This is a genomic window from Prauserella halophila (assembly GCF_024171895.1).
GTDB classification, from domain to species: Bacteria; Actinomycetota; Actinomycetes; order Mycobacteriales; family Pseudonocardiaceae; genus Prauserella; species Prauserella halophila.
Genome location: NZ_JAMTCQ010000011.1, coordinates 233,528 through 260,337, shown reverse-complemented (window position 1 = coordinate 260,337; position 26,810 = coordinate 233,528). Strand labels below are relative to the sequence as shown.

General features: G+C 71.5%; 26 protein-coding genes and 1 pseudogene. 15 read left to right on the top strand and 12 right to left on the bottom strand.

The features are described 5' to 3' along the window. Positions 1-166 precede the first annotated feature (166 nt). The 6 genes and pseudogenes from LY41_RS16105 to LY41_RS16080 all read left to right on the top strand — a co-directional run bounded on the left by LY41_RS16105 (position 167) and on the right by LY41_RS16080 (position 5,564). On the top strand, positions 167-802 hold the full coding sequence (locus LY41_RS16105; RefSeq protein ID WP_253865060.1) for a glycosyltransferase family 2 protein: 636 nt from the start codon (positions 167-169) through the stop codon (positions 800-802). Then, positions 799-1,530 carry a TIGR04282 family arsenosugar biosynthesis glycosyltransferase gene (locus tag LY41_RS16100; RefSeq protein WP_253864845.1) on the top strand — a complete coding sequence of 244 codons (732 nt, stop codon included), beginning with the start codon at positions 799-801 and terminating at the stop codon, positions 1,528-1,530. The genes LY41_RS16105 and LY41_RS16100 overlap by 4 nt, the downstream gene beginning before the upstream one ends. After that, positions 1,527-2,192 (top strand): methyltransferase domain-containing protein, encoded by a 666-nt coding sequence (locus tag LY41_RS16095; protein ID WP_253864844.1) that lies wholly within the window; start codon positions 1,527-1,529, stop codon positions 2,190-2,192. Before LY41_RS16100 ends, LY41_RS16095 begins: the two co-directional genes overlap by 4 nt. Before the next feature lie 113 nt (positions 2,193-2,305). Next, positions 2,306-2,485: pseudogene (locus LY41_RS16090) on the top strand (MBL fold metallo-hydrolase); the annotation flags it as partial. A 318-nt stretch (positions 2,486-2,803) separates the two neighbouring features. After that, positions 2,804-4,030, top strand: coding sequence for a DUF222 domain-containing protein (locus LY41_RS16085; protein WP_253864843.1), 1,227 nt, complete (start codon positions 2,804-2,806; stop codon positions 4,028-4,030). A 133-nt stretch (positions 4,031-4,163) separates the two neighbouring features. Next, positions 4,164-5,564: an MFS transporter gene (locus LY41_RS16080; protein WP_253864842.1), complete on the top strand. Its 1,401-nt coding sequence runs from the start codon at positions 4,164-4,166 to the stop codon at positions 5,562-5,564. An 83-nt stretch (positions 5,565-5,647) separates the two neighbouring features. On the opposite strand, the gene LY41_RS16075 is transcribed toward LY41_RS16080, so the two are convergent. Continuing rightward, entirely contained in the window at positions 5,648-6,598 is a 951-nt protein-coding gene (locus tag LY41_RS16075; protein WP_253864841.1) for a peptidoglycan-binding protein, read from the bottom strand. A gap of 139 nt (positions 6,599-6,737) precedes the next feature. After that, on the bottom strand, positions 6,738-9,080 hold the full coding sequence (locus LY41_RS16070; RefSeq protein ID WP_253864840.1) for a molybdopterin-dependent oxidoreductase: 2,343 nt from the start codon (positions 9,078-9,080) through the stop codon (positions 6,738-6,740). A 187-nt stretch (positions 9,081-9,267) separates the two neighbouring features. Between LY41_RS16070 and LY41_RS16065 the strand changes: the two genes are divergently transcribed. The 6 genes from LY41_RS16065 to LY41_RS16040 all read left to right on the top strand — a co-directional run bounded on the left by LY41_RS16065 (position 9,268) and on the right by LY41_RS16040 (position 14,311). Beyond that, a complete protein-coding gene (locus LY41_RS16065; RefSeq protein ID WP_253864839.1) occupies positions 9,268-10,158 on the top strand; it encodes a universal stress protein in 891 nt (296 codons plus the stop codon). A gap of 22 nt (positions 10,159-10,180) precedes the next feature. After that, on the top strand, positions 10,181-11,146 hold the full coding sequence (locus tag LY41_RS16060; protein ID WP_253864838.1) for an Acg family FMN-binding oxidoreductase: 966 nt from the start codon (positions 10,181-10,183) through the stop codon (positions 11,144-11,146). A 36-nt stretch (positions 11,147-11,182) separates the two neighbouring features. After that, a complete protein-coding gene (locus LY41_RS16055; RefSeq protein ID WP_253864837.1) occupies positions 11,183-12,076 on the top strand; it encodes a universal stress protein in 894 nt (297 codons plus the stop codon). Positions 12,077-12,236: 160 nt separating this feature from the next. Beyond that, the gene (locus LY41_RS16050; RefSeq protein WP_253864836.1) at positions 12,237-13,166 is read left to right on the top strand and encodes an AEC family transporter; all 930 of its coding nucleotides are present in this window, start codon (positions 12,237-12,239) and stop codon (positions 13,164-13,166) included. Between the two features lie 174 nt (positions 13,167-13,340). Next, complete coding sequence (locus tag LY41_RS16045) at positions 13,341-13,664, top strand: STAS domain-containing protein (RefSeq protein ID WP_253864835.1); 324 nt, start codon at positions 13,341-13,343, stop codon at positions 13,662-13,664. A 26-nt stretch (positions 13,665-13,690) separates the two neighbouring features. Then, on the top strand, positions 13,691-14,311 hold the full coding sequence (locus LY41_RS16040) for an L-threonylcarbamoyladenylate synthase (RefSeq protein WP_253864834.1): 621 nt from the start codon (positions 13,691-13,693) through the stop codon (positions 14,309-14,311). 13 nt (positions 14,312-14,324) lie between these two features. On the opposite strand, the gene LY41_RS16035 is transcribed toward LY41_RS16040, so the two are convergent. Continuing rightward, positions 14,325-15,500, bottom strand: coding sequence for an NADH:flavin oxidoreductase (locus LY41_RS16035; protein ID WP_253864833.1), 1,176 nt, complete (start codon positions 15,498-15,500; stop codon positions 14,325-14,327). Between the two features lie 52 nt (positions 15,501-15,552). Then, positions 15,553-16,185, bottom strand: coding sequence for a TetR/AcrR family transcriptional regulator (locus LY41_RS16030; protein ID WP_253864832.1), 633 nt, complete (start codon positions 16,183-16,185; stop codon positions 15,553-15,555). Positions 16,186-16,304: 119 nt separating this feature from the next. On the opposite strand from LY41_RS16030, the gene LY41_RS16025 reads away from it, so the two are divergent. Further along, on the top strand, positions 16,305-16,577 hold the full coding sequence (locus tag LY41_RS16025) for a DUF2277 domain-containing protein (RefSeq protein WP_253864831.1): 273 nt from the start codon (positions 16,305-16,307) through the stop codon (positions 16,575-16,577). 102 nt (positions 16,578-16,679) lie between these two features. Here LY41_RS16025 and LY41_RS16020 read toward each other — a convergent pair whose 3' ends face one another. The 3 genes from LY41_RS16020 to LY41_RS16010 form a co-directional block, all read right to left on the bottom strand. Next, the gene (locus LY41_RS16020; RefSeq protein WP_253864830.1) at positions 16,680-17,363 is read right to left on the bottom strand and encodes an IclR family transcriptional regulator; all 684 of its coding nucleotides are present in this window, start codon (positions 17,361-17,363) and stop codon (positions 16,680-16,682) included. Positions 17,364-17,530: 167 nt separating this feature from the next. After that, positions 17,531-17,992, bottom strand: coding sequence for a DUF6292 family protein (locus LY41_RS16015; RefSeq protein ID WP_253864829.1), 462 nt, complete (start codon positions 17,990-17,992; stop codon positions 17,531-17,533). A 118-nt stretch (positions 17,993-18,110) separates the two neighbouring features. After that, positions 18,111-18,443 carry a MerR family transcriptional regulator gene (locus LY41_RS16010; protein ID WP_253864828.1) on the bottom strand — a complete coding sequence of 111 codons (333 nt, stop codon included), beginning with the start codon at positions 18,441-18,443 and terminating at the stop codon, positions 18,111-18,113. Positions 18,444-18,658: 215 nt separating this feature from the next. Between LY41_RS16010 and LY41_RS16005 the strand changes: the two genes are divergently transcribed. Beyond that, a complete protein-coding gene (locus LY41_RS16005; protein ID WP_253864827.1) occupies positions 18,659-20,158 on the top strand; it encodes a flavin-containing monooxygenase in 1,500 nt (499 codons plus the stop codon). Here the strand turns inward: LY41_RS16005 and LY41_RS16000 are convergent. Next, complete coding sequence (locus LY41_RS16000) at positions 20,122-21,237, bottom strand: CaiB/BaiF CoA transferase family protein (protein WP_253864826.1); 1,116 nt, start codon at positions 21,235-21,237, stop codon at positions 20,122-20,124. The two genes, LY41_RS16005 and LY41_RS16000, sit on opposite strands and share 37 nt — an antisense overlap. Before the next feature lie 60 nt (positions 21,238-21,297). Beyond that, positions 21,298-22,275: a bile acid:sodium symporter family protein gene (locus LY41_RS15995; RefSeq protein WP_253864825.1), complete on the bottom strand. Its 978-nt coding sequence runs from the start codon at positions 22,273-22,275 to the stop codon at positions 21,298-21,300. A gap of 148 nt (positions 22,276-22,423) precedes the next feature. On the opposite strand from LY41_RS15995, the gene LY41_RS15990 reads away from it, so the two are divergent. Next, positions 22,424-24,010, top strand: coding sequence for a phytoene desaturase family protein (locus LY41_RS15990; protein WP_253865059.1), 1,587 nt, complete (start codon positions 22,424-22,426; stop codon positions 24,008-24,010). 32 nt (positions 24,011-24,042) lie between these two features. Here LY41_RS15990 and LY41_RS15985 read toward each other — a convergent pair whose 3' ends face one another. The 3 genes from LY41_RS15985 to cysC form a co-directional block, all read right to left on the bottom strand. Continuing rightward, entirely contained in the window at positions 24,043-25,200 is a 1,158-nt protein-coding gene (locus LY41_RS15985) for a carboxylate-amine ligase (RefSeq protein ID WP_253864824.1), read from the bottom strand. Positions 25,201-25,218: 18 nt separating this feature from the next. Further along, positions 25,219-26,007: a crotonase/enoyl-CoA hydratase family protein gene (locus tag LY41_RS15980; protein ID WP_253864823.1), complete on the bottom strand. Its 789-nt coding sequence runs from the start codon at positions 26,005-26,007 to the stop codon at positions 25,219-25,221. 146 nt (positions 26,008-26,153) lie between these two features. After that, positions 26,154-26,765: an adenylyl-sulfate kinase gene (cysC, locus tag LY41_RS15975; RefSeq protein ID WP_253864822.1), complete on the bottom strand. Its 612-nt coding sequence runs from the start codon at positions 26,763-26,765 to the stop codon at positions 26,154-26,156. Positions 26,766-26,810 lie beyond the last annotated feature (45 nt).

Genomic DNA, 26,810 nt, shown 5'->3' with positions numbered 1-26,810 from the left:
TAGCGTCGGAGACGTGGACGACGACAGGGCCGGCGACGATACGGACAAAACGAACACCGACGGCGCAGAAGGAACGGGTGACACAGAAGGGACGGACGGCACAGACGTCGTGAATCAACCCCACGGCGGGGGCGAACACGTCCGGGGCCGCGCTGCCGGGCCGACGGTGGACGTGATCCTGCCGTGCCTGAACGAGGCCGCGGCGCTGCCGGAGGTGCTGGCGCGGGTGCCCGCCGGGTACCGCGCGCTCGTCGTGGACAACGGTTCGACGGACGGTTCGGCCGACGTGGCGCGCCGCGGCGGTGCCGTGGTGGTGGCCGAACCGCGCCCGGGATACGGCGCGGCCGTCCACACCGGACTTCTGGCGGCCTCGGCAGACGTCGTGTGCGTGATGGATGCGGACGGTTCGCTCGATGCGGCGCGCCTGCCGGAGCTGGTGTCCGACGCCGCGCCGGGGCGGCTCGTCGTGGGGGCGCGGCGGCCGGTCACCGCGGCGGCCTGGCCGTGGCACGCGCGTGCCGGAAACCGGGTGATCGCAACCGTGCTCCGGCGGCGCGGGGTGCCGGTGACCGATCTGGGGCCGATCCGCATCGCGCACCGGACGTCGCTGCTCGAACTGGACGTGCGCGACCGGGCGTTCGGATACCCGCTCGAGGTGCTGCTGCGGGCTGCCGAAGCGGGCTGGACAGTGGTGGAACGGCCGGTCGAGTACTACGAACGTGCGGCGGGGACCCGCAGCAAGGTGACCGGTTCGGTCCGCGGCACCTGGCGGGCCGTCCGCGACATGGCGAGGGTGCTGTGAGCGCAGGCGTGGTGCTCGTGGTGGCGAAGGCGCCCGTGGCGGGGGTGGCGAAGACCCGGCTCGCGGCGTCCGTGGGCGGGCTCGCGGCGGCGCGGATCGCGGCGGCCTCGCTGCTGGACACCCTCGACGCGGCGCTGCGCACTCCGGCCACGAGGACGGCCGTGGCACTCACGGGCGAGATGGGGCCGGCCGAGGCGAGGTCCGACCTGGCGGAGCTGCTCGGCCGCTGCGACGTGTTCGGCCAGCGAGGAGTCGGGTTCGCCGAACGGCTCGCGGCCGCGCACGCGGACGTCCGCGAGCGGTACCCGGGTGCACCCGTGGTGCAGATCGGCATGGACAGTCCCCAGATCACGCCGGACCTGCTCGCAGCGGCACTGTCGCAGCTGGACACCGCCGACGCGGCGCTCGGCCCTGCGGCGGACGGCGGATGGTGGGCACTCGCACTGCGGGATCCGGGTCACGCCGCAGTACTGTCCGGCGTTCCGATGTCCACTGCCGACACCGCACGGGCCACTCGTGAGGCGCTGGCGGCCCGCGGTCTCGAGGTGTCGCCGTTGCCGGTGCTGTCCGATGTGGATACCGAGGACGACGCGCGCGCGGTGGCGCTGACCGTGCCCGCGGGCCGCTTCGCGCGGGCCGTCGATGCCGAACTCGCAGGGGCGGGCTCACGGTCGGGCGAAGGGGCGAGTGAAGCGGCGAGTGAAGGGCCGGGGGAAGGGGAGCGGTGAACGGATTCGAGACCGGTCTGCGCGGGAGCCGGGCGTGGCTCGACGTCGAGGGAGGCTCTCCCGTCGCGCTGCCCGCGGAACGCTGGCACGCCGCCCCCGCCGACGGCGACGAACTGCTGCTCGATTCGTGCACGGGCCCGACCGTGGACGTCGGCTGCGGTCCGGGGCGGCTGAGCGCCGCGCTCCACGACCGCGGCGTGCCGGTGCTGGGGGTGGATTCGTCACCGGTCGCGGTGGAGCTGACCCGGCAGCGCGGAGCACCCGTCCTGCAGCGCAGCGTATTCGAGCAAGTGCCGGACGAAGGCCGATGGCGGCACGCACTGCTGGCGGACGGCAACATCGGCATCGGTGGCGATCCGGTGAGGCTGCTGACCCGGGTTGCCGCGCTGTTGGCCGAGGGTGGCAGCGCGCTCGTCGAACTCGACCCGCCCGGCGGCGGGCTGCGGCGTGGCCGGGCGCGGATCGCGACCGGCCACGAGGCCCGCGGGGACTGGTTCGACTGGGCATGGGTGGCGGCCGAGGTCGCGGGGGACGTCGCGGCGGGAGCGGGGTTGCGGCTGACCTGGGTGACCGGTCACGGCGGCCGGTGGTTCGCCGAACTGCACAAACCCGGACGGGAGCCGGAACACGTCGGAGCGGGCGGCGGGCCTTCGCCGCGCTGAGACCGGGGACGGGCGGCGCGGTGGAGGCTTGTCGCCCGCGTCGCGGCGGCGCTACCGTCGCTGCGGAGCGAGTGTGCCCGGCCTGCGGGCATCGGTGGGGCCTGGCGGGCAGCGTGACCCAGAAGGCATTCGCCTCGTCGGCGGATCTCGACGAGAAGGAACGGACCCTCGACGTTCTCGCCGATGGTGTGTATGCGCTCGCCGCCGAAGGCGATCCGAACGTCGGCGCGATCGAGGGCGAGGACTTCCTCGTCTGCTTCGAAGTCTTGACGACGCCCGTCGCCGCCCGCGAATCGGGTGCTGTTGAGGAGTGGGTCCCGCCGTCGGGATGCGGGAGGATCCACGGTTTCGCCGGTGCTTTTTCGGAGTGTGTTTCCGGGCCGGTGTGTGGGTCGAGTCGTCCGGGGCAGGCCGGTCGGGTGCTGGGTCGGTCCGTCGTCGGTTGCTCGTGCGGTTCGGCGGCGTGACGAGGCGGTATGCCTGGACTGTGGTGACGGTGTGACTGTTGTGTTCCGCGTGGTGGAGGTGGTGGTTCAGACACGTCCCACCGGATTCTCGTCACACTGTCGTGTCATGGTTATCTCGAACTTTAGTTCGATACGGTCGGTGTTGTGGATGGGGTTAGGGAGAAGATCGAGCGGGTCGGTGGTGTTCGGGCTCGGCGGGCGCGGCTTGATGCCGAAGAACTCGGGCTGTTGGCGGCGATCGCGGCGGATGTGGGGGACGATCGTGGTGTGGTGGAGGAGTTGACGCCGGTGTTGCGGGTGTCGACGCGCGAGGTGGAGCGGCGGATCGAGGATGGGCGGTCGGTGGTGCGGCGGATGCCGCAGCTGCACGCGGCGATGCAGAATGGTGCGGTCGAGTCGTACGGGGCGCGGCGGGTATTGGCCGTGGTTGATCCGCTCGATGACGACACCGCCCGCCAGGTGGATGGTCTCCTGGCGGAGAAGCTGGTGGATGCGCCGGAGACGGCGTGGCAGCCGGGCAACCTCGCGCAGCGGGTGCGTCGGCTCGTGGAGAAGGCCGACCCGGACGGACAGACCGAACGGGCCCGGCGGGCGCGGGCGGAACGCAAGCTTGAACTCACGCCGGGCGAGCATGCTGTGTCGTCGCTGGAGGTGAGTCTGCCGGCCGAACGGGCGGGTGCGTGTTATTCGCGGGTCGATGCGATGGCCCGGTCGCTGCGGCACGGTGGTGATCGCCGCACGCTGGATCAGCTACGGGCCGATGTGGCCGCGGACCTGCTGTTGGGGCGTGATCCCGGTGTCTCCCCGCCGGAGGCGGCGGCCATGGTGTATCTGCACGTGCCTGTCGACGCGGCCCTGTCACTGTCCAACGACGGGTGTGAGTTGGACGGCTACGGGCCGATCCCCGCGCCGATTGCGCGGGAGATCATGACCAACGAGCGGAGTATTTGGCGTGCGGTGTTGTGTGATCCGGGCACTGGTGAGCCGGTGGATCTGGGGCGCAGGAGGCGGCGGCCGAGCGCGGTGATCCGGGAGTTGGTCCGCGTGCGCGACCGCGAATGCGTCATGCCCTGGTGCCACCGCCCCGCCCGGCACTGCGACCACGACCACGAACACCCCTGGGCCACCAATGACAACGGCGGTGACGGTGACGGTGACGCTGGCGGTAGCGGTGGTGGTGCCACGTCGGTCGCCAACGGTGGACCGCGGTGCCGACGACACCACCGGCTCAAAGACCACCCCGGCTGGAACACCCGCTACAACCCCGTCCACGGCACGCGCCACGGACACGGGAATCCACAATGGATGGTTCCACACCGGCAACCCGCACGCGCCCCGCACGACCCCGCGCAAGCCGCAGTTCTCGCGTGACCGCCACGAAAGGGGCTGGCGTCACGTCGTCCGATGTCGCATTCTCGATGACCGCCGCGCCCCGCCCTCCGGGAAGGTCCGGCACACCGGGCAGGTGACCGCCTCCCGGCATGGTTCGAACAACGGAGTTCACATGGAGCCGCAGTCCCCACCACACGGATCTCCACCGCACGGATCCCCACCGTACGAGGAGCGTCGGCAGGCCCGGCGCAAGCTCACGACCGGTGAACGGCGGGTGCTGGCCAGCACCCTCGCCGGAACGTCCATCGAATGGTTCGACTTCTTCATCTACGCGCAGGCCGCCGGCCTGGTGCTCGCGCCGCTGTTCTTCGGCCCGCTCAGCGAGGCGTCGCCCGGCCTCGCAGCGGTCGTGTCGCTGGCGACGATCGGCATCAGCTTCCTGTTCCGGCCGCTCGGCGCGATCATCGCAGGCCGGTACGGCGACCGGTTGGGCCGCAAGAAGATGCTGGTGCTCACGCTCGTCACGATGGGCGGCGCGACGTCGCTGATCGGCTTGCTGCCGACGTACGCCGACATCGGTGTGGCCGCCCCGATCCTGCTGATGCTGTTGCGGATCCTGCAGGGGTTCTCGGCAGGCGGGGAGTGGGGCGGGGCCGCCCTGATGTCGGTCGAACACGCCCCCGTGAACCGGCGCGGGCTGTTCGGCTCCTACCCGCAGATCGGCGTTCCCATCGGACTGATCCTCGCCACCGGCATGTTGTGGGCGGTCACCTCGGCGACCACTGCGGAGCAGTTCGAGGCGTGGGGCTGGCGGATTCCGTTCCTGTTCTCGGTGGTGCTGGTCGGAGTCGGCTATGCGATCCGGCGCGCCGTCGAGGAGAGCCCGGTGTTCCAGGAGATGGTGAAGCGCCGGAAGGAATCGTCCGCCCCACTGCGAGACCTGATGCGCAGCAACAAGCGGGAAGTGCTGTTGACCGCACTGATCTTCGTGGGCAACAACGCGGCCGGCTACCTGGTCATCGCGTACTTCCTGACCTACGGCGTGAACGTGCTCGGGTTGGAGAGGTCCGCGATCCTGACGGTGATCGTCATCGCCTCCGTCGCCTGGCTGGCGTCCACCCTGTGCGGCGGGATGCTGTCGGACCGTATCGGCCGGGTACGCACGTTCCAGTTTGGCTACGCGTTCATGTTCCTCTGGATGTTGCCGATGTTCCTGCTGGTCGACACCGGTGACCTCGTGCTGTTCGGTGCCGGCATCGTGATCCTGGCCCTGGGACTGGGCTTCTCGTACGGCCCGATGTCGGCGCTCTACGCCGAGATGTTCCCGGTGAGCGTGCGCTACTCGGGGGTGTCGATCGGGTATGCGCTCGGCGCGATCCTCGGCGGTGCGTTCGCGCCGACGATCGCGGAGCTGCTGGTGCAGGGCACCGGCTGGGGAGGCTCGGTGGGTCTGTACATCATGCTGCTCGCCGTGATCTCCGGCGGCGCGGTGTCGCTGGTGAACGAGCCGAAGGGCACCGACCTCGGCGTGGCTGCGACCGGGCGGACCTCCGCCGACCGGGCAGACAGCTGAGGAGCGTGCCGTCGTGGCCCGTCCGAACGGAGGACGGCGGACGGAGGACGGGCCACGACGACACGGACACGTGACGCGGCTGCTCAGGCCACGAGGACCCGCCAGGTCTTCGGTCCGCACAGGCCGTCGACGTAGAGCTGGTTGACCGACTGGAACTTCTCGATCGCCTGCTCGGTCACGGGGCCGTAGTCGCCGTCGACCAACAGCCCGTGGCTGTGTTTGTTGAGTGCCACCTGCGCGGCCTTGACCTGCTCGGAACCGGCGTTTGCGTTGACGCTCCGGATCAGGTTGGGCCACGTCACCGGTCCCACCTGGCCGTCGGTGACCAGCCCCTTGTTCTGCTGGAGCTTCTTGACGGCGCTCGTCGTCACCGAGCCGTAGTCGCCGTCGATGCGCAGGTCGGCGATGTTGCGGCTGCGCAGCAGACGCTGGATGATCTTCACCGACTCACCCGAGGCACCGGGATCGAGCGTGGACCAGCCGCCGCCGAGGTCGATGCCGCGGTTGCGCATGAACGGCACCGGGTCGGTGATCGAGTGCAGGCCGCCGCTGTGCACCTCGAAGTGCAGATGCGGGCCGGTCGAATTGCCCGTCGTGCCCATCAGGGCGATCCAGGCACCCGCGCCGACGGACTCACCCTTGGAGACGTACAGCTTGCTGAGGTGACCGTAGTAGGTGTAGCTGCCGCTGCCGTGCGACAGGATGATCCCGTAGCCGGTTCGGCCGCTCAGGACGTTCCAGCCGGCGGCGTAGACGGTGCCGCCCCTCGCCGCGTAGATGGCCGTGCCGGAAGGACCGGTGATGTCCTGGCCCGCGTGCGACACGCTGCCGCGGTCGGCCCCGAAATGCCCGCCGCTGGGGAAGTAGCCCTGGGCAGGGTTGCACCACAGGCCGTTCTTCAACGAGGCGGCTTCGGCCGAACCGGTACCGAGGGTGAGGCCGACCGCTGCGGCGCCGACTCCCGCTACCGTGCCGAAGAGCATCTTGCGCCGCGAGACACCGGCGATGCCCGGTGCTGGACTCCCGTCATGCATGTTCGAACGTTCCCTTCGTCTGGAGTATCCCCCGTTCGCGACGCTACGAGTTCGACGGCGATCGCCAATACCGACCAAGGGAGGTCGTCGCGTCGATCGAGGAGGGCCCCGCGCCGGTCCAGACCGCAGCGGCCCTGCGTCACGCGTCCGTGGTGGCGTCGCCGGGGCGGCCTTCGACGATCTCGGGCGGGTCGAACGCGCGGACGGCGGGAACGTCCGCGCCCGCCGGTTCGATTTCGACGAGCGTGGTACCGGAGGTCGGCCCCTGGGCGAGCCGGGACGTCCCGGCGTCGCGGGTCAGCACGTTCGGGTTGCCGTGCCGGCAGAGTCCGTCGGCGTCCGGGTCGTACCACGCACCGGTCGCCAGCACCGCCACACCGGGCCGCACCGCATCGGTGAGCCGTGCCCCGGCGAGACAGGCGCCGCGGTCGTTGTGGATCCGCACGGTCTCGCCGTCGGCGATCCCGCGGGCACGGGCGTCCTCGGGGTGCAGATCGACGGGCTCGCGGCCGCCGACCTTCGACTCCCGGCTGGTGCGGCCGCCGTCGTACTGCGAGTGCAGGCGGGTCTTCGGCTGGTTCGACACCAGGTGCAGCCCGTGGCGCTCGGCCGCCTCGGTGCCGAGCCGCTCGTAGGGTTCGAGCCACACGGGCATGCCGGGGCAATCCGGATAGCCGAACGCGGCGACCGTGTCGCTGACCAGTTCGATCCGCCCCGACGGGGTGGCGAGGGGAGCGGCCGACGGGTCGGCGCGCAACGCGGCGAACGAACCGCCGTCGGGCGACATGTCCTTCTCCGGCAGCGTCGCCGAGCCCGCGTCCCAGAACTCGTCGAAGCCGGGCAGGTCGATGCGCTCGTCGCGGAGCCGGTCGCGCGTGCGGTCGTAGAGTTCGCGCACCCACTGCCACTCGGAGCGGCCTTCGGTGAATCGCTCACCGAAGCCGAGCCGTTCGGCGAGCCCGGCGAACACCGCGTGATCGGTGCGCACGTCGGCCGGCGGCGGTACCGCCCGGTGCATGGCGGTGATGGTGGAGTCGGCGGAGCCCAGCGCAACATCGTCCCGTTCGAGCGAAGTGGCCACCGGGAAGACGAGGTCGGCACGTGTGGCCGTCGCGTTCCACCACGACTCGTGGACGATCACCGTGTCCGGCCGCTGCCACGCCCGGTCGAGCCTGCCGAGATCCTGGTGGTGGTGGAACGGATTGCCGCCCGCCCAGTACACGAGCCGGGTGTCGGGGAACGTGATGCGCTCGCCGTTGTAGTCGATCGTCTCACCGGGGGACAGCAGCATGTCGGCGATGCGCGCCACCGGGATGCGGGCCACGACGCCGCCAGGAGGCTGGGGCAGCGACGCGATCCGCCACTGGCCGCGCGTGCCGTGCTCGGCGATGCCCAGTCCCGCCGCGGGGCCACCGCCCGGCCTGCCGCACGACCCGGACAGCGCCGCCAGCGCGATGCCCGCCCAGCACGGCTGCTCACCGTGATCGTGCCGCTGGATCGACCACGCGAGGTTGATCACTGTGCGGTGCGCGGCGATCGCGCGGGCGAGCTCGCGGATCTCACCCGCTGCGACGCCGGTGATCCCCTCGGCCCACTCGGGATCCTTCGCCGTCCCGTCGCTGCGCCCGAGCACGTGCTCGCGGAACCGGTCGAAGCCCGTGCAGCAGCGGTTCGCGAAGTCGGTGTCGGCGAGCTCCTCGGCGAGCAGGACGTGGGTGAGAGCGAGCATCAGCGCGGCGTCCGTCCCGGGGCGCAGCGGAAGCCACTGCGCCCCGAGCTCGTCGGCGGCGTCGTCGCGGACGGGGGAGACGTTGACGAAGCCCACCCCGGCGCCGGCCGCCGCGCGCTGCCACGACGTCTGTGTGTGCCGGCTCGGTCCGCCGGACACCATCTGTGCGTTCTTGACGGCCATGCCGCCGAACGACACGACGAGACCGCCGTGCTCGGTGATCTCCCGCCACGACGGGCCACGCTCGTGCAGGCTGGTCGGCCCGCCGCCGATCACGTGCGGCAGCACGACCTCCATCGCCGCGAAGCTGTAGGTGTTGACCGATGCGGTGTAGCCGCCCGCCATGGCGAGGAAGCGGTGGATCTGGCTCTGCGGATGGTGGAATCTCCCCGCGCTGCCCCAGCCGTACGAACCGCCGTAGATCGCCGTGGGCCCGTGCTCGTTGCGGACCCGGGCGAGCTCACCTGCCGCCAGATCGAGCGCGCGGTCCCAGCTCACGGCGACGAACCGGTCCCGCCCGCGCACCGGGTCGCGGTCCCCGCGGAGCCAGCCTTCACGCACCATCGGGCGAGTGATCCGGTACGGCGCGTGGTTCACCTCGGGCACGCCCGCACCGACCGGGGACGGATCCGGATCGCCCGGATGCGGCTCCAGCGCGACGACCCGGTCACCCGAGGACAGGACGTCGTAACGGCCCCAGTGGAATGTCGTCGGGGTGCGGGTGGTCCCGCCTGCCGAACTGTCGCCACTCACACCGGTAACCGTACTCGTGAGCGCTGCGGACGCCGCTGATGCGGCGGCGGGGCGAACCGCGCAGCGCAGCCGAGTGCACTGCCGACCCCGGTGGTCACGAGTAGTCTCCGATTCAACGGTGGGACGTGACGAGTTTCATGCGGACCCAGGGGCGGTCGGCAGTGCACACGCGAGGGGAGCGCAGTTCATGGCGACGATCGTGGCAGGAATCGACGGGTCGGTCTCGGCGAGGCACGCGGCGGTATGGGCCGCGCGGGAAGCCGAACGGCGCGGGGACACGGTGCGGCTCGTCTTCGCCTACTTCGTGCCATCGGGCGCCTATCCGGCGTTCGTGTACTCGGTGCAGAAGGTGCGAGAGGGCGTCGAACAGCAGGCGCAGGCAGCGCTGGACGCTGCCCGGACCGAGATCGCCCAAGCCGTGCCGGGCGTCGAGGTGGAATCACTGCGGATCGAGGGCCAGCCGGTCCACGCGCTGACGAGGGAGTCGCGCGGTGCGCGGTGTGTGGTGATCGGCTCGCGCGGCCTCGGCGGGTTCACCGGAATGCTCGTCGGTTCGGTGGCGGTGGCGCTGGCCGCACATGCGCACAGTCATGTCGTCGTGGTCCGCGGCAAGCGCCACGACGATCCACCGCCGACGGCCGGACCCGTGGTCGTCGGCGTGGACGGGTCGGAGCAGGCCGAACAGGCACTGTCATATGCGTTCGACGCCGCGAAGCAGCGCGGTGTGCCACTCGTCGCAGCGCACACCTGGAACGATGTGATCGCGACCGAAGGTCCCTATGCATATCCGTTCCCGACGGATCTGACGGAGGCTGAGGCCGCGGGACGCAAGCTTCTCGCCGACACCCTCGCGCCGTGGCGGGAACGCTACCCCGATGTCGGGGTGCAAGAGGCCGTCGAAACGGGGCGACCGGTGCGTGCGCTGCTGCGGCACGCCGAGGATGCGCAGCTCGTGGTCGTCGGCACCCGCGGCCGCGGCGGATTCGCCGGCATGCTGCTCGGGTCGACGAGTCAGGCGCTCGTGATCCATGCGCCGTGCCCGGTGGTCGTCACCCGGACGGAGGGGTCGGGGTCCTGATGCGATGCGGGCCCGAGACGCGATGACCGGTCCCGCAGACATCGCCGTGCGCGCCGGCATCCGCGCCCCGTCGCAGCACAACACTCAGCCGTGGCTGTTCCGGGTGCTCGGCGACGGCGTCGAGGTGCTGAGGGACACCAGCCGGGCACTCGAACACGGCGACAACGACGGACGTGGCGCCGACCTGGCCTGTGGTGCCGTCCTGTGCAACATGCGGACCGCCCTGGCGGCCGCCGGGCACGCGTGCACCGTGGAGGTGCTACCCGACCGGCAGCGCCCCGAACTGGCGGGCACAGTGTGGTTCACGGGTCCGCACCGTCCTGGTCCGGAGGACGTCGCGCTGGGTACTGCCGTCGCGCGCCGTGCCACGAATCGCAGGCCGTTCGCCGACCGGCCGGTCCCGTCGTCGCTACTGCATCGGCTCACCGGAGCGGCCGAGAGCGACGCCGCCCGACTCGTGATGCTGTCGGGTGGCGAACTCGACATGTTCGCCGCATTGTTGCGTCGCGCCGATCACACGCTCGCCCGAGATGCGGCCTATCGTGCCGAGCTGGCCGCATGGACCCACGACGGCGAACGCCCGGACGGGGTGCCCGCCTCCGCGGGAGGGCCGCGGGCCGAGGCGGGAACGCTGCTTGCCATGCGCGACTTCGGTGCAGCACGGCGGACCGACGACAGCCCGTCGACCGCCGAACGCGCCTTCGAGCGCGACCCGGTCGTTGCGGTGCTGACCAGTACCGGCGATACCCGCAGGCACCGGATCGGTGCGGGCATCGCGCTGGAACACGTGTTGCTCGCCGCGACCTCGCGCGGGTTGAGTGCGTCGTTCCTCCCGCAGCCGGTGGAGGTGGAATCCACTCGTGTCGAGCTCACGACTGCACTGGGCCGGCGTGGGTATCCGCAGACCGTGTTGCGGCTCGGCCACGGATATCCCGGTGCGACGACGCCGCGACGGCCGGTCGAGGACGTGACGAGTTACGCCGGGTGACGGTCGCGTCCGGTTACCTCGAAAGGAGCGTCAGGTATGGACACCGACCCGCCAGTGCTGCGGGACGGCCCGGTGGTGGTCGGAACCGACGGGTCGGAGGGCGCGGAGCGCGCGCTGGACTGGGCCACCGACATGGCGGTGCTGAGCAACCGGCCGCTGCGGATCGTGCACGCCTTCACGTATGTCCAGGGGTTCTACGGCGGCGACCTGCCCGCGAGCCCGGAGGTGTACCGGGCGATGGAGGACGAGGGGCGCACGTTCATGGACGATGCCCGGACTCGCGTGACGGCCCGCGCGCCGGAACTGCGCGTGGAGACGGACATGCTGTTGCAGGGCTCGGTGCCGATGCTGGTGGACGAGTCGGAGCGGGCGAGCATGCTGGTCGTCGGAACCTCCGGGCGCGGTGGTTTCACCGGGATGCTGGTGGGATCGACGTCGGTGTCGCTGACCGCGCACGCTCACTGCCCGGTGGTCGTCGTGCGGGGTGACAGCGAGGCGGCGAGCGACGGGCCGGTGGTCGTCGGGGTCGACGGCAGCGGCGTGAGCACGGCGGCGGTGACGATGGCGTTCCGGGAGGCGTCCCTGCTCGGTGCGCCCCTGGTCGCGGTGCACGCGTGGGCGGACGTGGAGTACGAGCCGGGCCTGCCCGAGATGGCCGAGGGATCGTCGCGGGAACAGTCCGAACAGATCGTGCTGTCGGAGGCGCTCGCCGGGATGCCCGAGCGGTACCCGGACGTGCGCGTCGAGCGTGTCGTGGTGCCGGGCAAGCCGCGGCAGCAGTTGCTGGAACGCGCAGCGGGTGCGCGGCTTCTGGTGGCCGGCAGCCGCGGGCGCGGGGGTTTCCGCGGGATGCTCCTCGGATCGACGAGCCAGGCGCTCATCCATCACGCCGCATGCCCGGTGATGATCGTCCGCCCGGATCGGCACTGACCGGGTCCGCGCCCCACCGCTGGTCACCCCGAGGCACGGACGTGGGCGGTCGTGCCGGAGCGCAGGGCCGCCGCCACGTCGGTCCACAGTGGACCCGAACACCACCACCCGGGGGAAAGTGACGGAAGTCACACACTTAGGGTCGAGGTGTGACGGCCGCATGAACGGAGTGCTCGAAGGATTCCTGGTCATCGGGCTCGTGGTCGCGGTCGGATACGTCCTCGGCCGCACCGGTGCGCTGGGTGGATCGGCCATGCAGGTGCTCTCCCGCACAGCGTTCTTCGTCGGCAGCCCGGCCTTGCTGTTCAGTACCCTCGCCCGCACCGACGTCGGCGCGGTCTTCTCCACGGCGCTGCTCGTCACGGCCGTCACCAGCACTCTCGCGTGCGCGTTGTACCTGCCGTTCGGACTGGTGCGGCGCAGGGCGGCCGGTGAGCTCACCGTCGGCTCGATGGCCAGCGGCTACGTCAATGCGGGCAACCTCGGCATTCCCATCGCGACGTACGTCCTGCACGGCGTGGCCGACGTGGCACCGGTACTGTTGTTCCAGCTGGCGGTGCTGACACCCGTATTCACGTCGGTGCTCGACGTGTTGTCCGAACGTGCGGGCGGCGGCAGTCCGAACTGGCTGCGGGCGTTCGGCGCGCCACTGCGGAACCCACTCGCCCTGGCGAGTGCCGCCGGTATCGCCTGCTCCGCGACGGGCTTCCTGCCACCCGAGGCCGTGATGGACCCGATCGACCTGCTGGGGGATCTGGCCGTGCCCGCGATGCTGCTGGCGTTCGGCATCTCGTTGCACGCCTCGATCCTGCCCGGCCGGGACCGTGACCTGCGCCCGTCGCTGATCACGGTCGTGACGGTGAAGAACCTCGTCCATCCGGTGCTCGCGTGGCTGCTCGCTACGGCGGTCGGCGCGGGCGAACACGCGATGCTCGCCGCGGTGGTGTGCGCCGCGCTGCCGACCGCACAGAACGTCTTCGGCTATGCGGTGCGGTTCGACCAGGGCGTGCAGCTCGCCCGCGACGCTGCGCTCACGACGACGATCGTCTCGTTGCCGGTGCTGTTCGGGGTCGTGGCGCTCGTCGGCTGACGGATCGCGGCGACGTGTGCCCGGCGCGGGCGGTCGCGGTCCGTTGCGGTCCACGCCGCCGCCCCTGCCGGCCCGCGCAGCGGTCACCCGGCGCCGGCGTACGAAGCGCCGGAACGGCTCCGGCGTGGTACAAGAGAAGACCCGACGTGCACACGGCTTGGTGACGGAGAGCAAATGGAACTGGTGATCACGGCCGACCGAAGCGACGACGCGTTGTTCGTCCGCGCGAAGGGCGAAGTGGATCTGGGCACGGTGGCTCAGCTCGACTCGGCCCTGGACGCCGCGTGCGACGAGGTGTCGCCTCCGATGGCCGTGGTCGCCGATCTCAGCGGCGTCACCTTCCTGGCCTCATCGGGGCTGAGTGCCCTCGTCCGCGCCCACGAACGCTGTGACCAGGCCGGAACACCGTTGCGAGTGATCGTCGGCAACCGCGCCGTGCTGCGCGGCTTCGAGATCACCGGTCTGAACACACTGCTCGACCTGCGTGAGAGCGAATAGCGCGCGCGGCGCATAAGGTGTCGGCCATGGCGATCTACTACGACGTACATCAGGAAAATCCTCAGCCGCGGTCGGTCGGTAAGGTCGTCGACCTTCTCCGCTCCGGCGGGCTGATCGCCTATCCCACCGATTCGTGTTTCGCGCTCGGCACCTCGCTCGACAACCGCGAGGGTCTCGACCGCATCCGGAGCATCCGCAAGCTCGACGACAAGCACCACTTCACGCTCGTGTGCCAGGATTTCTCCCAGCTGGGACAGTTCGTCCACGTCGACAACAGCGTGTTCCGTGCCATCAAGTCCGCGACCCCCGGCCAGTACACGTTCATCCTGCCCGCGACGAAGGAAGTGCCGCGGCGGCTGCTGCACCCGAAGAAGAAGACCGTCGGCGTGCGCATCCCGGACCACGTCACGACACAGGCGCTCCTGGAAGGCCTCGGCGAGCCGCTCGTGTCGAGCACCCTGCTGTTGCCTGGCGAAGAAGAGCCGATGACCCAGGGCTGGGACATCAAGGAGGCGCTCGACCACGTGCTGGACGCGGTGATCGACTCGGGCGACTGCGGGGTGGAACCGACGACCGTCGTCGACTTCTCCGGGGACGATCCGGAGATCGTCCGTGTCGGCGCCGGCGATCCGTCTCGATTCGAGTAGGGCGCCCTGGTGCTCACTCGGGTGGCGCGAGGACGCACCGCGTGCGGCGGTAGATGGTCGGCATGCACTTGTTGCAGTGCACGCACAGCGAACGGTGCTGCGGTTCGGACCGCAACCGATTCGGCAGGTCGGGTTCGCGCAGCAGCGCTCTGGCCATCGCGACGAACGCGAAGCCGTGGCGCATCGCCAGGTCCATCGTGTCGCGACCGGTGATGCCGCCCAGCAGGACAAGCGGAAGTTCGAGGGCGTCGCGGAACTGGAGTGCGCGTTCGAGCAGGTAGGCGTCGCGGTAGGGGTAGCTGCGCAGAAAGGCCGAGCCGGCCAGCCGGATGCCGGTCCGCAACGGTTGCCCGAACGCGGCCGCGAACTCGGGGACGGGGGCGTCGCCGGTGAACAGGTACATCGGGTTCAGCAGCGAACTGCCGGCGGTGAGTTCGAGCGCGTCGAGGGTGGCGTCGGCTTCGAGCCACCGCGCGACCTGCAGGCTCTCCTCCAGCCAGAGCCCGCCCGGCACCCCGTCGTCCATGTTGAGCTTGGCGGTGACGGCGATACGGCCGCCCACGGCTTCGCGCACCGCCGCGGCCGTGTCCCTCGCCAGTCGTGCGCGGCGTGCGAGTGACCCGCCGTAGCCGTCGGACCTGCGATTCAGTTTCGGGCTGAGGAACGAGCTGATCAGGTAGTTGTGGCCGAAATGGAGTTCCACGGCATCGAACCCGGCGGCGACCGCCACCCGCGCCGCGTCGGCGTGCGCGGCGACGATCCCGTCGAGGTCGGCCTCGCTCGCGCGGCGTGTCATGCGCATCCCGAGCGGGCTGGGCAGCCTGTGGGGTGCGAGCGCGGGCAGCCGGTTGGACGCGCCATTGGCGACGGGCCCCGCGTGGCCGAGCTGGGCGCTGACGGCGGCACCTTCGGCGTGTACCGCCTCGGTGAGCCTGCGCAGATCCGGCACGGCCTCGGGCCGCATCAGGATCTGGTGGCGGTCGGTCCGGCCCTCCGGGGTGACCGCGCAGTAGGCCACGGTGGTCATGCCTGCGCCCCCGCGGGCGACGCGGGCGTGGAAGTCGACGAGGTCGTCGGTGACGACGCCCTCCGGAGTGCGGCCTTCGAACGTCGCCGCCTTGATGATGCGGTTCCGCAGAGTGACGGGCCCGAGTGTTTCGGAGCCGAAGACGTCCGGAACTGTGCTCATGGTTCCTCCAATGCTGCCGGTGCGGAGCGGCCCGCGGGAGGGCCGGGGCGGTTCACCGCTGCGGTGCCGAGAGCCCGGCAACGGTGAATGCACGTAACGAGCGGAAGTCGTCGCGTGTGGGAGGTTCGGCGGGGCCGGGTGCGGAGAGGGTGTGAAGGACGAGGTCGAACGCCAGCCGCAGCCGGTGCTCGGCGTCGGCGCCGCCGAGTCCGGGCACCGCGCCGCGCAGGAGTGCGGCCCACGGCCGCAGTCCGAACCAGCCGGAGGTGAACCCGACGTCCCGCCGCGCCAGTACGACCCGAGCCAGCAGGCGCAGCTGCAACCGGCCGTGCTCGGTGCGGGTGAGCTCGCCGAGCGGGGTGAGTACGACGTCGACGAGTTCACCGACGGTCGGAGTGTCGCCCGCACGGTGCCGCGTGGTGAGCCGGGTGAGGCCGTCGTGCCACAGCGGTGCCAGGCGTCGTTCGAGGAGCGCACCGATCAGGGCGTCCTTCGAACCGAAGTGGTAGTGCACGGCGGCCGGGTTCATGCCCGCGGCGGCGTTGATGGCGCGAATGGAGACCTCGTCGATGTCGCGCGCGAGCAACAGGGATTCGGCCGCGTCGAGCAGCCGGCAGCGAGTACTCGGCCGGTTCCCGTCGGCTGCGGGCACGGAAAGGGTCGAGGATGCAGCCGTCGTTGGCATGCGGCCAGTAGAACGTAGTGGTGGCCCGGCCTCAAGTGGCGTTTCAATCAGTGATGGGACACGGTCGCTCGCCCGTCGAACCCTCGCCGCCGGGCCGGTGGGCGACTATCGTCACAGGCATGTGCCGGAACATCACGCCCCTGCGGGGACTCGAACCGTCGGCGACGCCCGCGGAGATCGAGGCGGCTGCGCGACAGTACGTGCGGAAGGTCAGCGGCGTGCAGAGCGTCTCCGAGGCGACCCGCGAGCCGTTCGAACAGGCCGTCGCCGAGGTGACGGCCACGACGGCGCGCTTACTCGCGCAGTTGCCCGAGCGTCGGCGACCGCCGCGCACCGTGCCGCCGCTACGTCGTCCGGACGTGCAGGCCAGGGAAGCGGCCAAGCGGAGCTGACGGGTGCGACCCGCACGGTGAGGCCGGAGTCGGCGAGGGGCACGTCGAAGGCGTGCTCGGCGGCCGGGTCGAGTTCGTGGGCGACGGTGCCGCCGGGTGGAGTCAGGCTGTGAGCAGGTCTTCGAGTCGGCGTGCCGCGCGGAGGGTGGCCTGCGCGGCGCGGTCGGTGTCGAGGCCTTCGATCGCCACCACGCCGACCGATCGCTCCGCGTGCCCGAGGGCCTGCCTGCCTTCGGGCACGCGAACGCCCGCTGCGACACCGACGGCGCCGCGTTCGAGTTCGCCGCGGGTGAGGCTGTACCCGTCGTGGCGGGCGCGCACCACGGCGGCGTCGTCGCCGGGCTGCTCGGGTCGCGCGGCGAGAATCGCGATGCCTGCGGCACCCTTCGAGAGCGGATGCCTGCTGCCGACCCGGTAGCCGACCGTGAGAAGCTGCGCGTCCGGCTCGGCGACCTGGAGTGCGACGCAGTCGGCGCCTTCGGCGGCGGACAGGAAGGCGGTCGCCTGCGTCTCGTTCGCCAGTTCCCGCAGCAGTGGCCGTATGTCGTGGTGGAGCTGGGGTTCGAACCGGGCGGCGAGTACCGACACCCCGACAGCGAGGCGGAGTTTGCCGTCGTCGGTCTTCGCGATGAGCTGGTGCTCCTCGAGTGTGGACACGATGCGATAGCAGATGGCCCGGTGCACCTCGAGTCGGCGGGCGAGCTCGGCCACTGACAAGCCGCTCGGCTCCTGGGAGATCACGTCGAGCGCGCGCAGGCCCCGGTCGAGAGTCTGCAGCGTGCTCATCGGGTGCCCCTTCGTCGGCGCCGACGCGATAGTGCCGACAGGTGTGTGCCGGCGAGTGCGTTTCCGGTGTGGTGGTGCCCGAGCGTAACGGCGACGGACTCGCTGGTGGTCGCTGCCGGTCAGCGCGCTGCCGGTCGACGCGCCGGCTGCCCCTCCGGATCGGCTCGTCAGAGCAGCCGCGCCGCCGACGTGCGGTCGTGGCCGCCGACGTCGGCGGCGGCCACCGCCGACGCCAGCCGCCGGGGCAGGTCGGGCAACGTGGCGAATTCGGGCGGGTCGAGGTGCCGGAGCATCGCGCCGTCGAGGAGCCGGTGTGCGAACCGTGCCACCCGCTCCGGTGAGGGAACCGGGTGGGTGCCGCCGAGGTAGGACACCATGAGCAGGTCCTCGCCGGAGTGGGTCTCGATCGCACCGCCCCAGCCGTGGCGCTCGTCCCAGATGAGGGCGACGTCGCGGTCGGGGAAACCCGGCAGCCTGCCGTCCATCGCGATGTACGCGCCCGCGGGTGTGGTCGAGGCATCGCAGGTGTACTGAGCGGGAGTGCCGTCGGCCTGCGCGAGCGCGGCCGCGACGGCCGAGATGTAGGCGTGCAGTGTGGTTTCGGTCGAGTGCTGACCGTAGATGTCCACTGATGATCACCTCGATTCGTCCTGGCCGGCGTGCGTGTCGCGCCGGCGATTCACACTCCGTGGCCGGCCTCGCCGGGTTCGCGCGATGCGGCGGCGCTCGCGGTCACGGCACTCGCGATCACCCGTCGGATGCCGCGCCGCCGGGCGGGTCCCCGAGTTGCGTGCGGAGCGCCGCGATCTCCCGGCGGGCCTCGTCGAGCTCGTGTTCGAGTGCGAGGATGCGCTGAGCCGCCTGGAGATTCATGCCTTCGTCGAAGAGCGTGCGCATGCGGCTCGCCCGGCCGAGCTGATGGCGGGAGTAGCGCCGGTGGCCGCCGCCGGACCGTTCCGGGGAGACGACACCGGCCGTGTCGAGACTCCGCAGGAACGGTTGCTCGACGCCGAGGAGGTCGGCCGCCTGCCCGGTGGTGAACGTGGGCCGGTGTTCGTCGTCCAGGTCGTGCAGGGTCATGCGCTCTCGCTTCGAAAACCTGATCTCGTGGTATTCGTCTTGGTAACCCAGCTGATACAACGAATTTTTAGTCAACACTGCATGTTTCGTCAAGCAGGTCATGTGGGGTCGATCGGGGTTCGCGCGGGCCGCCTGACGATGGCGCCGCATTCGGGCGATCGGTAGCGTCGAACCGGTCGGGTGGTGCCGGTGCCGCCCGGAAGCGGAGGAGGGTCATGCCCGCCGAACACGTCGACGTCCTCATCGTGGGTGCAGGTCTGGCAGGTGTCGGCGCGGCCTGCCGGATGCGGCAGCGGCATCCCGGCCGCACGGTGGCGGTGTTGGAGGCGCGCGGCGCGATCGGGGGCACCTGGGACCTGTTCCGCTATCCCGGGGTGCGGTCCGATTCGGACATGTTCACGCTGGGCTACGGTTTCCACCCGTGGCGCCGGGCCGAGGCGATCGCCGACGGGCCGTCGATCCGCCAGTACATCCGCGACACCGCGCGCGAGTACGGGGTCGACGACCACGTCCGGTTCCATCACCGGGTCGAATCCGCGTCGTGGTCGAGTGACCGGGCGCTGTGGACGGTCACCGCGAGCCGGTCGGACACCGGCGCGCAGGTCACGCTGACGTGCTCGTTCCTGTACGTCTGCTCCGGGTACTACCGCTACGACGAGGGGTATACACCGCAGTTGCCCGGCGTGGACCGGTACGAGGGCACGCTCGTCCACCCGCAGCACTGGCCCGAGGACCTGGACCACCGCGGCCGTCGGGTCGTGGTGATCGGCAGCGGCGCCACCGCAGTGACCCTCGTCCCCGCCATGGCGCCCGAGGCGGCACACGTGACGATGCTGCAGCGGTCGCCGAGTTACGTCATGGCGCTGCCCTCGGTCGATCCGCTCGCCCGGCTGCTGAAGCGTGTGTTGCCGGACCGCGTGACGTTCCCCGTGGTGCGCTGGAAGAACGCGCTGACCATGGGCCTGTTCTTCCGGCTCAGCCGGCGGGCTCCCGGCCTCGTGCGGAGGCTGATCGAGCGTGGCGTGCGGTCGGCGCTGCCCGAGGGCTTCGACGTCGACCGGCACTTCTCACCCGAGTACCGGCCGTGGGACCAGCGTCTGTGCTTCGTTCCCGACGGCGATCTGTTCGCCGTGCTGCGGCGAGGTGACGCCTCGGTCGTCACCGACACGATCGACACCTTCACACCCGACGGCATCCGGCTCACCTCGGGCGCAGAACTGCCCGCCGACATCGTCGTGACGGCGACGGGGCTGAACCTCCTCGCGATCGGCGGCATCGCCCTCGACGTCGACGGTGAACAGGTCGATGTCGGGAAGGCCGTGACCTACAAGGGCATGATGCTCGACGGCGTACCGAACTTCGCGATGACGATCGGGTACACGAACGCGTCGTGGACCCTGAAGGCCGACCTCGTCGCCGAATACGTGTGCAGGTTGCTCACCCACCTCGACGAGCACCGCCTCGACCGGGCGACACCGGTGCTGCCACCGGGCGACCGGCCCGCAGAACCGCTCATCGACCTGCAGGCCGGATACGTGCTGCGCAGCATCGACCGGATGCCGAAGCAGGGACACGCGGCGCCCTGGCGGCTGCACCAGAACTACGTCCGCGACGTACTGCATCTGCGCCACGGCAGCGTGACCGAGGAGATGGACTTCGACGTCGCGGCGAACCGGCGTCAGTCGTCACTGAGCGGCGGTGGCGCGGAGCGGTAGGACGGCGGAGTCCTCGACAGGCCGATCGGGTTCCGGGGAAGGTGCACCTCGGTGCCGTCGGCGCGCGGGATGCCGACGACCGGATCGAGCCCGAGCTCGGCCGCGAGGTGGAACGCGCCGGCCACGTCGTTGACCACGCCCGCGGGCACGCGAGCCTCGGTGAGCAGGTCGGCCCACGCGCGGGCGTCACGCGCCTTCAGCAGCCGGACCAGGTGCTCCCGCAGCTCCTCCCGGTGATCGACCCGCGCGGTGTTGGTCGCGAACCGGGTGTCGGTGCCGAGCTCGGGTTCGCCCAACCGGTCGCACAGGGCACGGAACTGCCGGTCGTTGCCGACGGCCAGGACCAGTTCGCCGTCCCCGCACGGAAGCACCTCGTACGGAGCGACACTGGGGTGGGCGTTGCCCATCGGCTGCGGGACGACCCCGCCCGAGGTGTAGGCCGATCCCTGGTTCACCAGGGCCGCGAGCAGTGACGACAGCAGGTTCACTTCCACGAGCTGCCCCTCGCCGGTCGCGTCGCGGTGCCGGAGGGCGGCGAGCATGCCCACCGTGGCGAACTGCCCCGACAGCACGTCGACGAGTGCGACGCCGGCCTTCTGCGGTTCGCCGCCGGGCTGTCCCGTGACGCTCATCAGTCCGCCGAGCGCCTGGATCAGCAGGTCGTACCCGGGCAGTTCGGCCCCGGCGCCGGAGCCGAACCCGGTGATGGAGCAGTAGATCAGCCGCGGGTTCTCGACACGGAGGTCGTCGTAGGCGAGGCCGAGCTCGGACATCAGTCCCGGACGGAAGTTCTCGACCACGACGTCCGCGCCGGCGGCGAGCTCCCGGGCACGGGCGATGCCCTCGTCGGTGCGCAGATCGAGCGTCACCGAATCCTTGTTGCGGTTGACCGACTGGTAGTAGGTCGCCTCACCGCGGTCGTCGTAGGGCGGGCCCCACGCACGGGTGTCGTCGCCGGTGCCGGGCCGCTCGACCTTGACGACGGTCGCGCCGAGGTCGGCCAGCAGCATCGTGGCGAACGGCCCGGCGAGAACCCGGGAGAAGTCGACGATGCGCAGGTCGCCGAGGGAGGAGGACATCGGGGGTAGCGCTCCTTCGCGGGGACGGACCGGGTGCTGGGCGGTGCAGTGGGACGTGTGTCAGGCGTCGGTGTGCTCGCCGGGGGCCGTGGCTGCCGTCGACGTGGGACGGCGGGCCCAGAACGTCGCCAGCAGCGCGCCCGAGAGGTTGTGCCACACCGAGAACAGCGCGCCGGGAAGCGCAGCCGCCGCGGTGAAGTGCGTTGTGGCCAGGCTCGAGGCGAGGCCCGAGTTCTGCATACCGACCTCGACGCTGACGGCTCGGCGGGCCGATTCGTCGAGACCCGCGAGACGGGCGGCGCCGTACCCGAGCGCCAGGCCCGCCGAGTTGTGAGCGACGACCGCCAGCATGAGCAGTGCACCGCTCTCGGCGATCGTGCCGGAGTTGGCGCCGACGACAGCCGTCACGACCAGCGCGACACCGAGCACCGACACCAGCGGCAGATAGGGCAGCACCCGCCGGACGTAGCGGTCGGCGAGCGCACGCAGGACCAGGCCCGCCACCACCGGAAGCAGCACCACCTGGGCGATGGAGACGAACAGGTCGCCGAAGCCGACGGGCAGATCGGATCCGGCGAGCAGCAGCACGAGCAGCGGCGTGAGCAGTGGTGCGAGCAGCGTCGACACCGACGTCAGCGTCACCGACAGCGCCACGTCGCCCTTGGCCAGGTAGACGACGACGTTCGAGGCGGTGCCGCCCGGCGCGGACCCGACCAGCACCATGCCCACCAGCAGTGCCCCCGAGAGTCCGAACAACTGGCCGATGCCCCACGCCGTGAGCGGCATGACGAGGAACTGCGCGACGAGGCCGAACAGGATGGCGAGCGGGCGACGGGCGACGAGGGCGAAGTCCGCCCCTCGCAGCGTCAGTCCCATCCCGAACATGATCACGCCGAGCAGCAGCGGCACGTGGTCGACGAGTGCCGCCGACTGGTCGGGCGCGAGCAGGCCCGCGGCCACTCCGAGGACGACGAGCAGCGCGAACCACCGGCTCGCCGCTTCCGCCAGCCTGCGCACTGCACCGTGTCGCTGCGCCATCTCCGCCTCCTGCTCGTGTCTCCGGCGCACTGTAGGCGACGGCGCGGGTCCGGACGCGGCAGTGGTGTCACGCGACACTCCTCCTCACGGCGGTGTCCGGCACCGCCGGGCGTGCGGACCGGGCATCGGGTAGGCAGGGCGCGTGCACATTCCCGCGGAGACGGTCGACGCCGTCGTCATCGGAGCCGGGCCCAACGGGCTCGTCGCCGCGAACCTGCTGGCCGATGCAGGCTGGGACGTCGTCGTGCTGGAGGCGACGTCGACGCCCGGTGGCGCAGTGCGCAGTGCCGAGGCGATCGAACCCGGCTTCGTGACCGATCTGTTCAGCGCCTTCTACCCGATGGCGGCCGCCTCGCCCGTGCTGGCCGGACTGGACCTCGAGCGGTACGGGCTGCGCTGGCGGCACGCACCGGCCGCGCTGGCGCACGTGCTGCCGGACGACCGGGTGGCGCTCGTGTCCCGCGACGTCGAGGAGACGGCGGCGTCCCTCGGCGGATTCGCGTCCGGCGACGGCGAGACCTGGGCGGCGGAGACCGAGCTGTGGCGGCGGATCCGCGGGCCGTTGCTGGACGCGCTGTTGTCGCCGTTCCCGCCGGTGCGCGCGGCCGCACGGCTGGCGCGCGCGGCGGGCACGGCGGACGGAATGCGGCTCGCACGGATGGTGGCGATGCCGGCGACGACCTGGGCGGGGGAGCGGTTCCGCGGCGCGGGCGCTCTCGCGGTGCCCGCCGGGAACGCGCTGCACACCGACCTGGGTCCCGCGCAGGCGGGGAGTGCGGTGTTCGGCTGGCTGCTGTCGATGCTGGCGCAGGACGTCGGGTTTCCGGTGCCGGACGGCGGCTCGGGGGCGCTCACGGCCGCGCTGACCCGGCGGCTCGCGGAGCGCGGCGGGCGCGTCGAGTGCGGCAGGCCCGTAACGCGGGTGCTCACGGCGGGCGGCAGGGCGATGGGGGTGCTGGCCGACACACCCGTGCGGGCGCGCCGGGCGGTGCTGGCGGCGGTGCCGGCGCCGCTGTTGTACGGCCGCATGCTCGACGACGGGGTGCTGCCCGCGCGTGTTCGCGGTGATCTCCGCCGATTCGGCTGGGACGCCGCGACCGTCAAGGTGAACTGGACACTGTCCGGGCCGATCCCGTGGGCCGCACCCGAGGCGGCCGGGGCAGGCACGGTGCACCTCGGCGGCGACGTCGCAGGCCTCGCCCGGTACGGACTCGACGTCGAGCTCGGCACCGTGCCCGAGGACCCGATGCTGGTGATCGGGCAGATGGCGGTGGCGGATCCGTCGCGGGCACCGCACGGCTGCGAGTCGGCGTGGGCCTACACCCATGTGCCGCGCGGGCTCGACTGGGACGGCGACCGGTTACGCCGCTTCACCGACCGGATGGAGGCCCTGCTCGAACGGCACGCCCCGGGGTTCGGGGCGCGCATCCGCGGCAGGCTCGTGCAGGGGCCGCGTGAGCTGGAGCAGGCGAACCCGGCGCTGGTCGAAGGCGCCGTGGGTGGCGGTAGCGCGGCGATGCACCAGCAGCTCGTGTTCCGGCCCGTTCCCGGCCTCGGCCGGGCCGACACCCCGGTCGACCGGCTGTTCCTGGCGGGGGCATCGGCCCACCCCGGTGGCGCGGTGCACGGCGGTCCCGGGGCGAATGCGGCACGGGCCGCGCTGGCACGTGCGGGTGTGGGCGGCGGCGCCTACGCTGCCGCGATCGCAGGCCTGCACCGTCTCCTGCACACCTGAGGGCCGTGCCGTCCCGCGACCTTCCCGCGGCGTTACTCGGGAAGGTCGCGGATCGTGTCCTCGGCGGCGGTGCGCATGGCGTGGCGGATGCCCTGGGCCGCCGCGCGGCGCCGGCGCTGCGCACCCGACCCGTCGGCGACCACGCGGCGGGCCAGCGAGTCGACGAGGTCGGCATCGCCGAAGCGCTCCAGGGCGGGCCGGACGTGGTCGAGCAGGTCCTCGACGAGCTCCGCAGCCGGGCGCGTCCGGCCGGTCCACGGGTCGACGGCGCGGCCGCCGAGGCCGTACCGGGCTGCCGACCACACCGCCGCGGGAAGCACGTCGTCGACCGGATCCGCCGGCGCGGCCGCGCCGGCGGAGGGTGCGGGTGCCGCATCCACCAGGGCCGTGTCCACGAGAGCCCTGGACAGCAGGGCCTGCAGCACGGCCTCGTCGGGGGTCGCCGCGGTGTCGGCGACCCGCACCTCGACGGTGGGCAGCACGGGGGAGGGGCGCGCGAACCAGAACGTCGTGTACTGAGCGCCGAGTGCCCCGGCCGCCACGAGCCGGTCGACCAGTGCGTCGTGCCCGGCGGCACCCGCGAACCGGGGTGGAATGCCTGCGGTGGGGAAACGGGAGTGCTGGATCGTCCGCCAGCTGGCGTACCCGGTGTCCTGGCCCCGCTCGTACGGCGAATTGGCCGACAACGCGAGCAGTGTCGGCAGCCACGCGCGCAGGTGGTTCACGGCCACGACCGCGGCCTCGCGGTCGGGCACGCCGACGTGTACGTGACAGCCGCAGCCTTCGTAGTCGCCGATCAGCCCGCGGTAGAGACCGTCGAGCTCGGTGTACTGCGGATCCGGCCCGAGCGGTACGGCCGGGCTCGCGAGCGCGGGGGTGCCGGACGCGACGAGGGCGAGCCCTTCGGCCTGCGCCGCCTCCGCGAGGCGGTGTCTGCCGGTGACCAGCTGCCGGCGGAGCGCCGTGGCCGTGGTGCAGACTCCCGTCGCAGCTTCCACCTGGCTGGCCCGCAGCTCGGCGTGCCAGGTCGGGTCCCGGACCTCGTCGTCGGTCAGACCCGGACCGTCCGCGTCGGCCGCCGAAGCCGGCAGGTGCGCGAGCACGTCCTCGGCGGCGGGGACGGTCTGCCAGGTGTCGGGGTCGGCGAGCAGGAATTCCTCCTCGACCCCGATGGTTCGCGTGGCGGACACTGGATCGGGCCTTCCGGGTCAGCGCCCGGTGAACCGGGCTTGGCGGCGCTCGACGAAGCTCTGCAGGCCTTCGGCCGCGTCGTCGCTGGCGAGAATGCCGGGCAGGAGATCGCGCAGGTGGTCGGCCGCGGCACGTTCGTTCTCGAGCCGCTGGGCGACCCGTGCGTTGGCCAGCGTGCCCTGCACCCCCAACGGCGCCTGCTGGCCGATCACCCGCGCGACCTCGGTGGCCCGTTCGAACTGGGTGCCGGGCGCGACGACCTCCTGGAGCAGGCCGATCCGGTGCGCGTCCTCGGCGCCGAACTCCTCACCGGTGAGCAGGAAGCGCATGGCGTTGCCCCACCCGAGCTGGGTCGTGGCGCGGACCGTTGCGCCGCCGAACGGGATGATGCCCCGGCCGATCTCCAGTTGGCGGAACCGGACGTCGTCGGCGCCGATCACGATGTCGCAGGCGAGTGCGAGCTCGACGGACAGGGTGAACGAGATTCCCTGGACGGCGAGTACGACCGGTTTCGGCACCGGCGGCTTCCAGAGGCCGAACGGGTCGTAGGCACCGCCGCCGGACAGTGTGCCGGGCCCCTCGTCCTGCACGGAGGGCCAGACGTCGGCCAGGTCGAGGCCGGCGCTGAAGTGGTCGCCGTGGCCGTACAGCACGCCGACGCGAGCCTCGGGGTCCTCGGCCAGCCGGTCGTAGGCGAGACCGACCTCGTCGATGACGCGGCGGTCCCACGCATTGCGCTTCTCGGGACGGTTCACACCGATGAGCAGGACGTGGCCGTCACGTTCGACGGTGACTCGCGGCGACACGGGGCCTCCTTGGCTGGGTGAGCACGGTCGATGATCACGGAGCAGCGTGCCACACCCCTCAAGCATGTATAATGCCCTATACAGCGTGGCGTTGATCGGCGCACATTCCTACACCTCGCCACCGCGCGGTCACCAGCAGAAACCGCTCAGGACACGACCGGATTCTCGGAGTTCGCCGCGTCGTCGACGTACTCGACGACGCCGTGCTCGCGGAGCAGTTCGAGGATCCGGTCGGCGGCCGCTTCCGGGGAGCCCGTGCTCGTGTCGATCCGAAGGTCGGGCGTCTCCGGGTGCTCGTAGACGTCGTCGACGCCGGTGAGGCCCTTGACCTCGCCCGCGGCCGCACGCGCGTAGAGCCCCTTGGGGTCGCGGCGGGCGCATTCCTCCAACGGGGTGCTCACATAGACCTCGAAGAAGGCCGAACCACGCTCGGCGTGGTGCGTGCGGACCGCGTCGCGCGTCTCGGAGTACGGAGCGATGACCGGCACGAGGGTGAGGACCCGATGACGCGACAGCAGCTCGGCGATGAAGCCCACGCGCTGCCCTTGCTTGTCCCGGTCCTCGCGGCTGAACCCCAGGTCGCTCGAGATCGTGCGGCGGACCTCGTCGCCGTCGAGCACCTCGACCTCCGCGTCGGTGTTGTCACCGGCCACGAGCGTGGCGACGGCGCCGGCCACCGTCGACTTGCCCGCACCGGACAACCCGGTCAACCAGACGGTCGCACCGCGGGTGAGGCGAAGGGACCGGTCCGCAGTCATAAGAAGCTCCTCCAGGAAACCGTTACCGACCTGATGGTGGTGCAC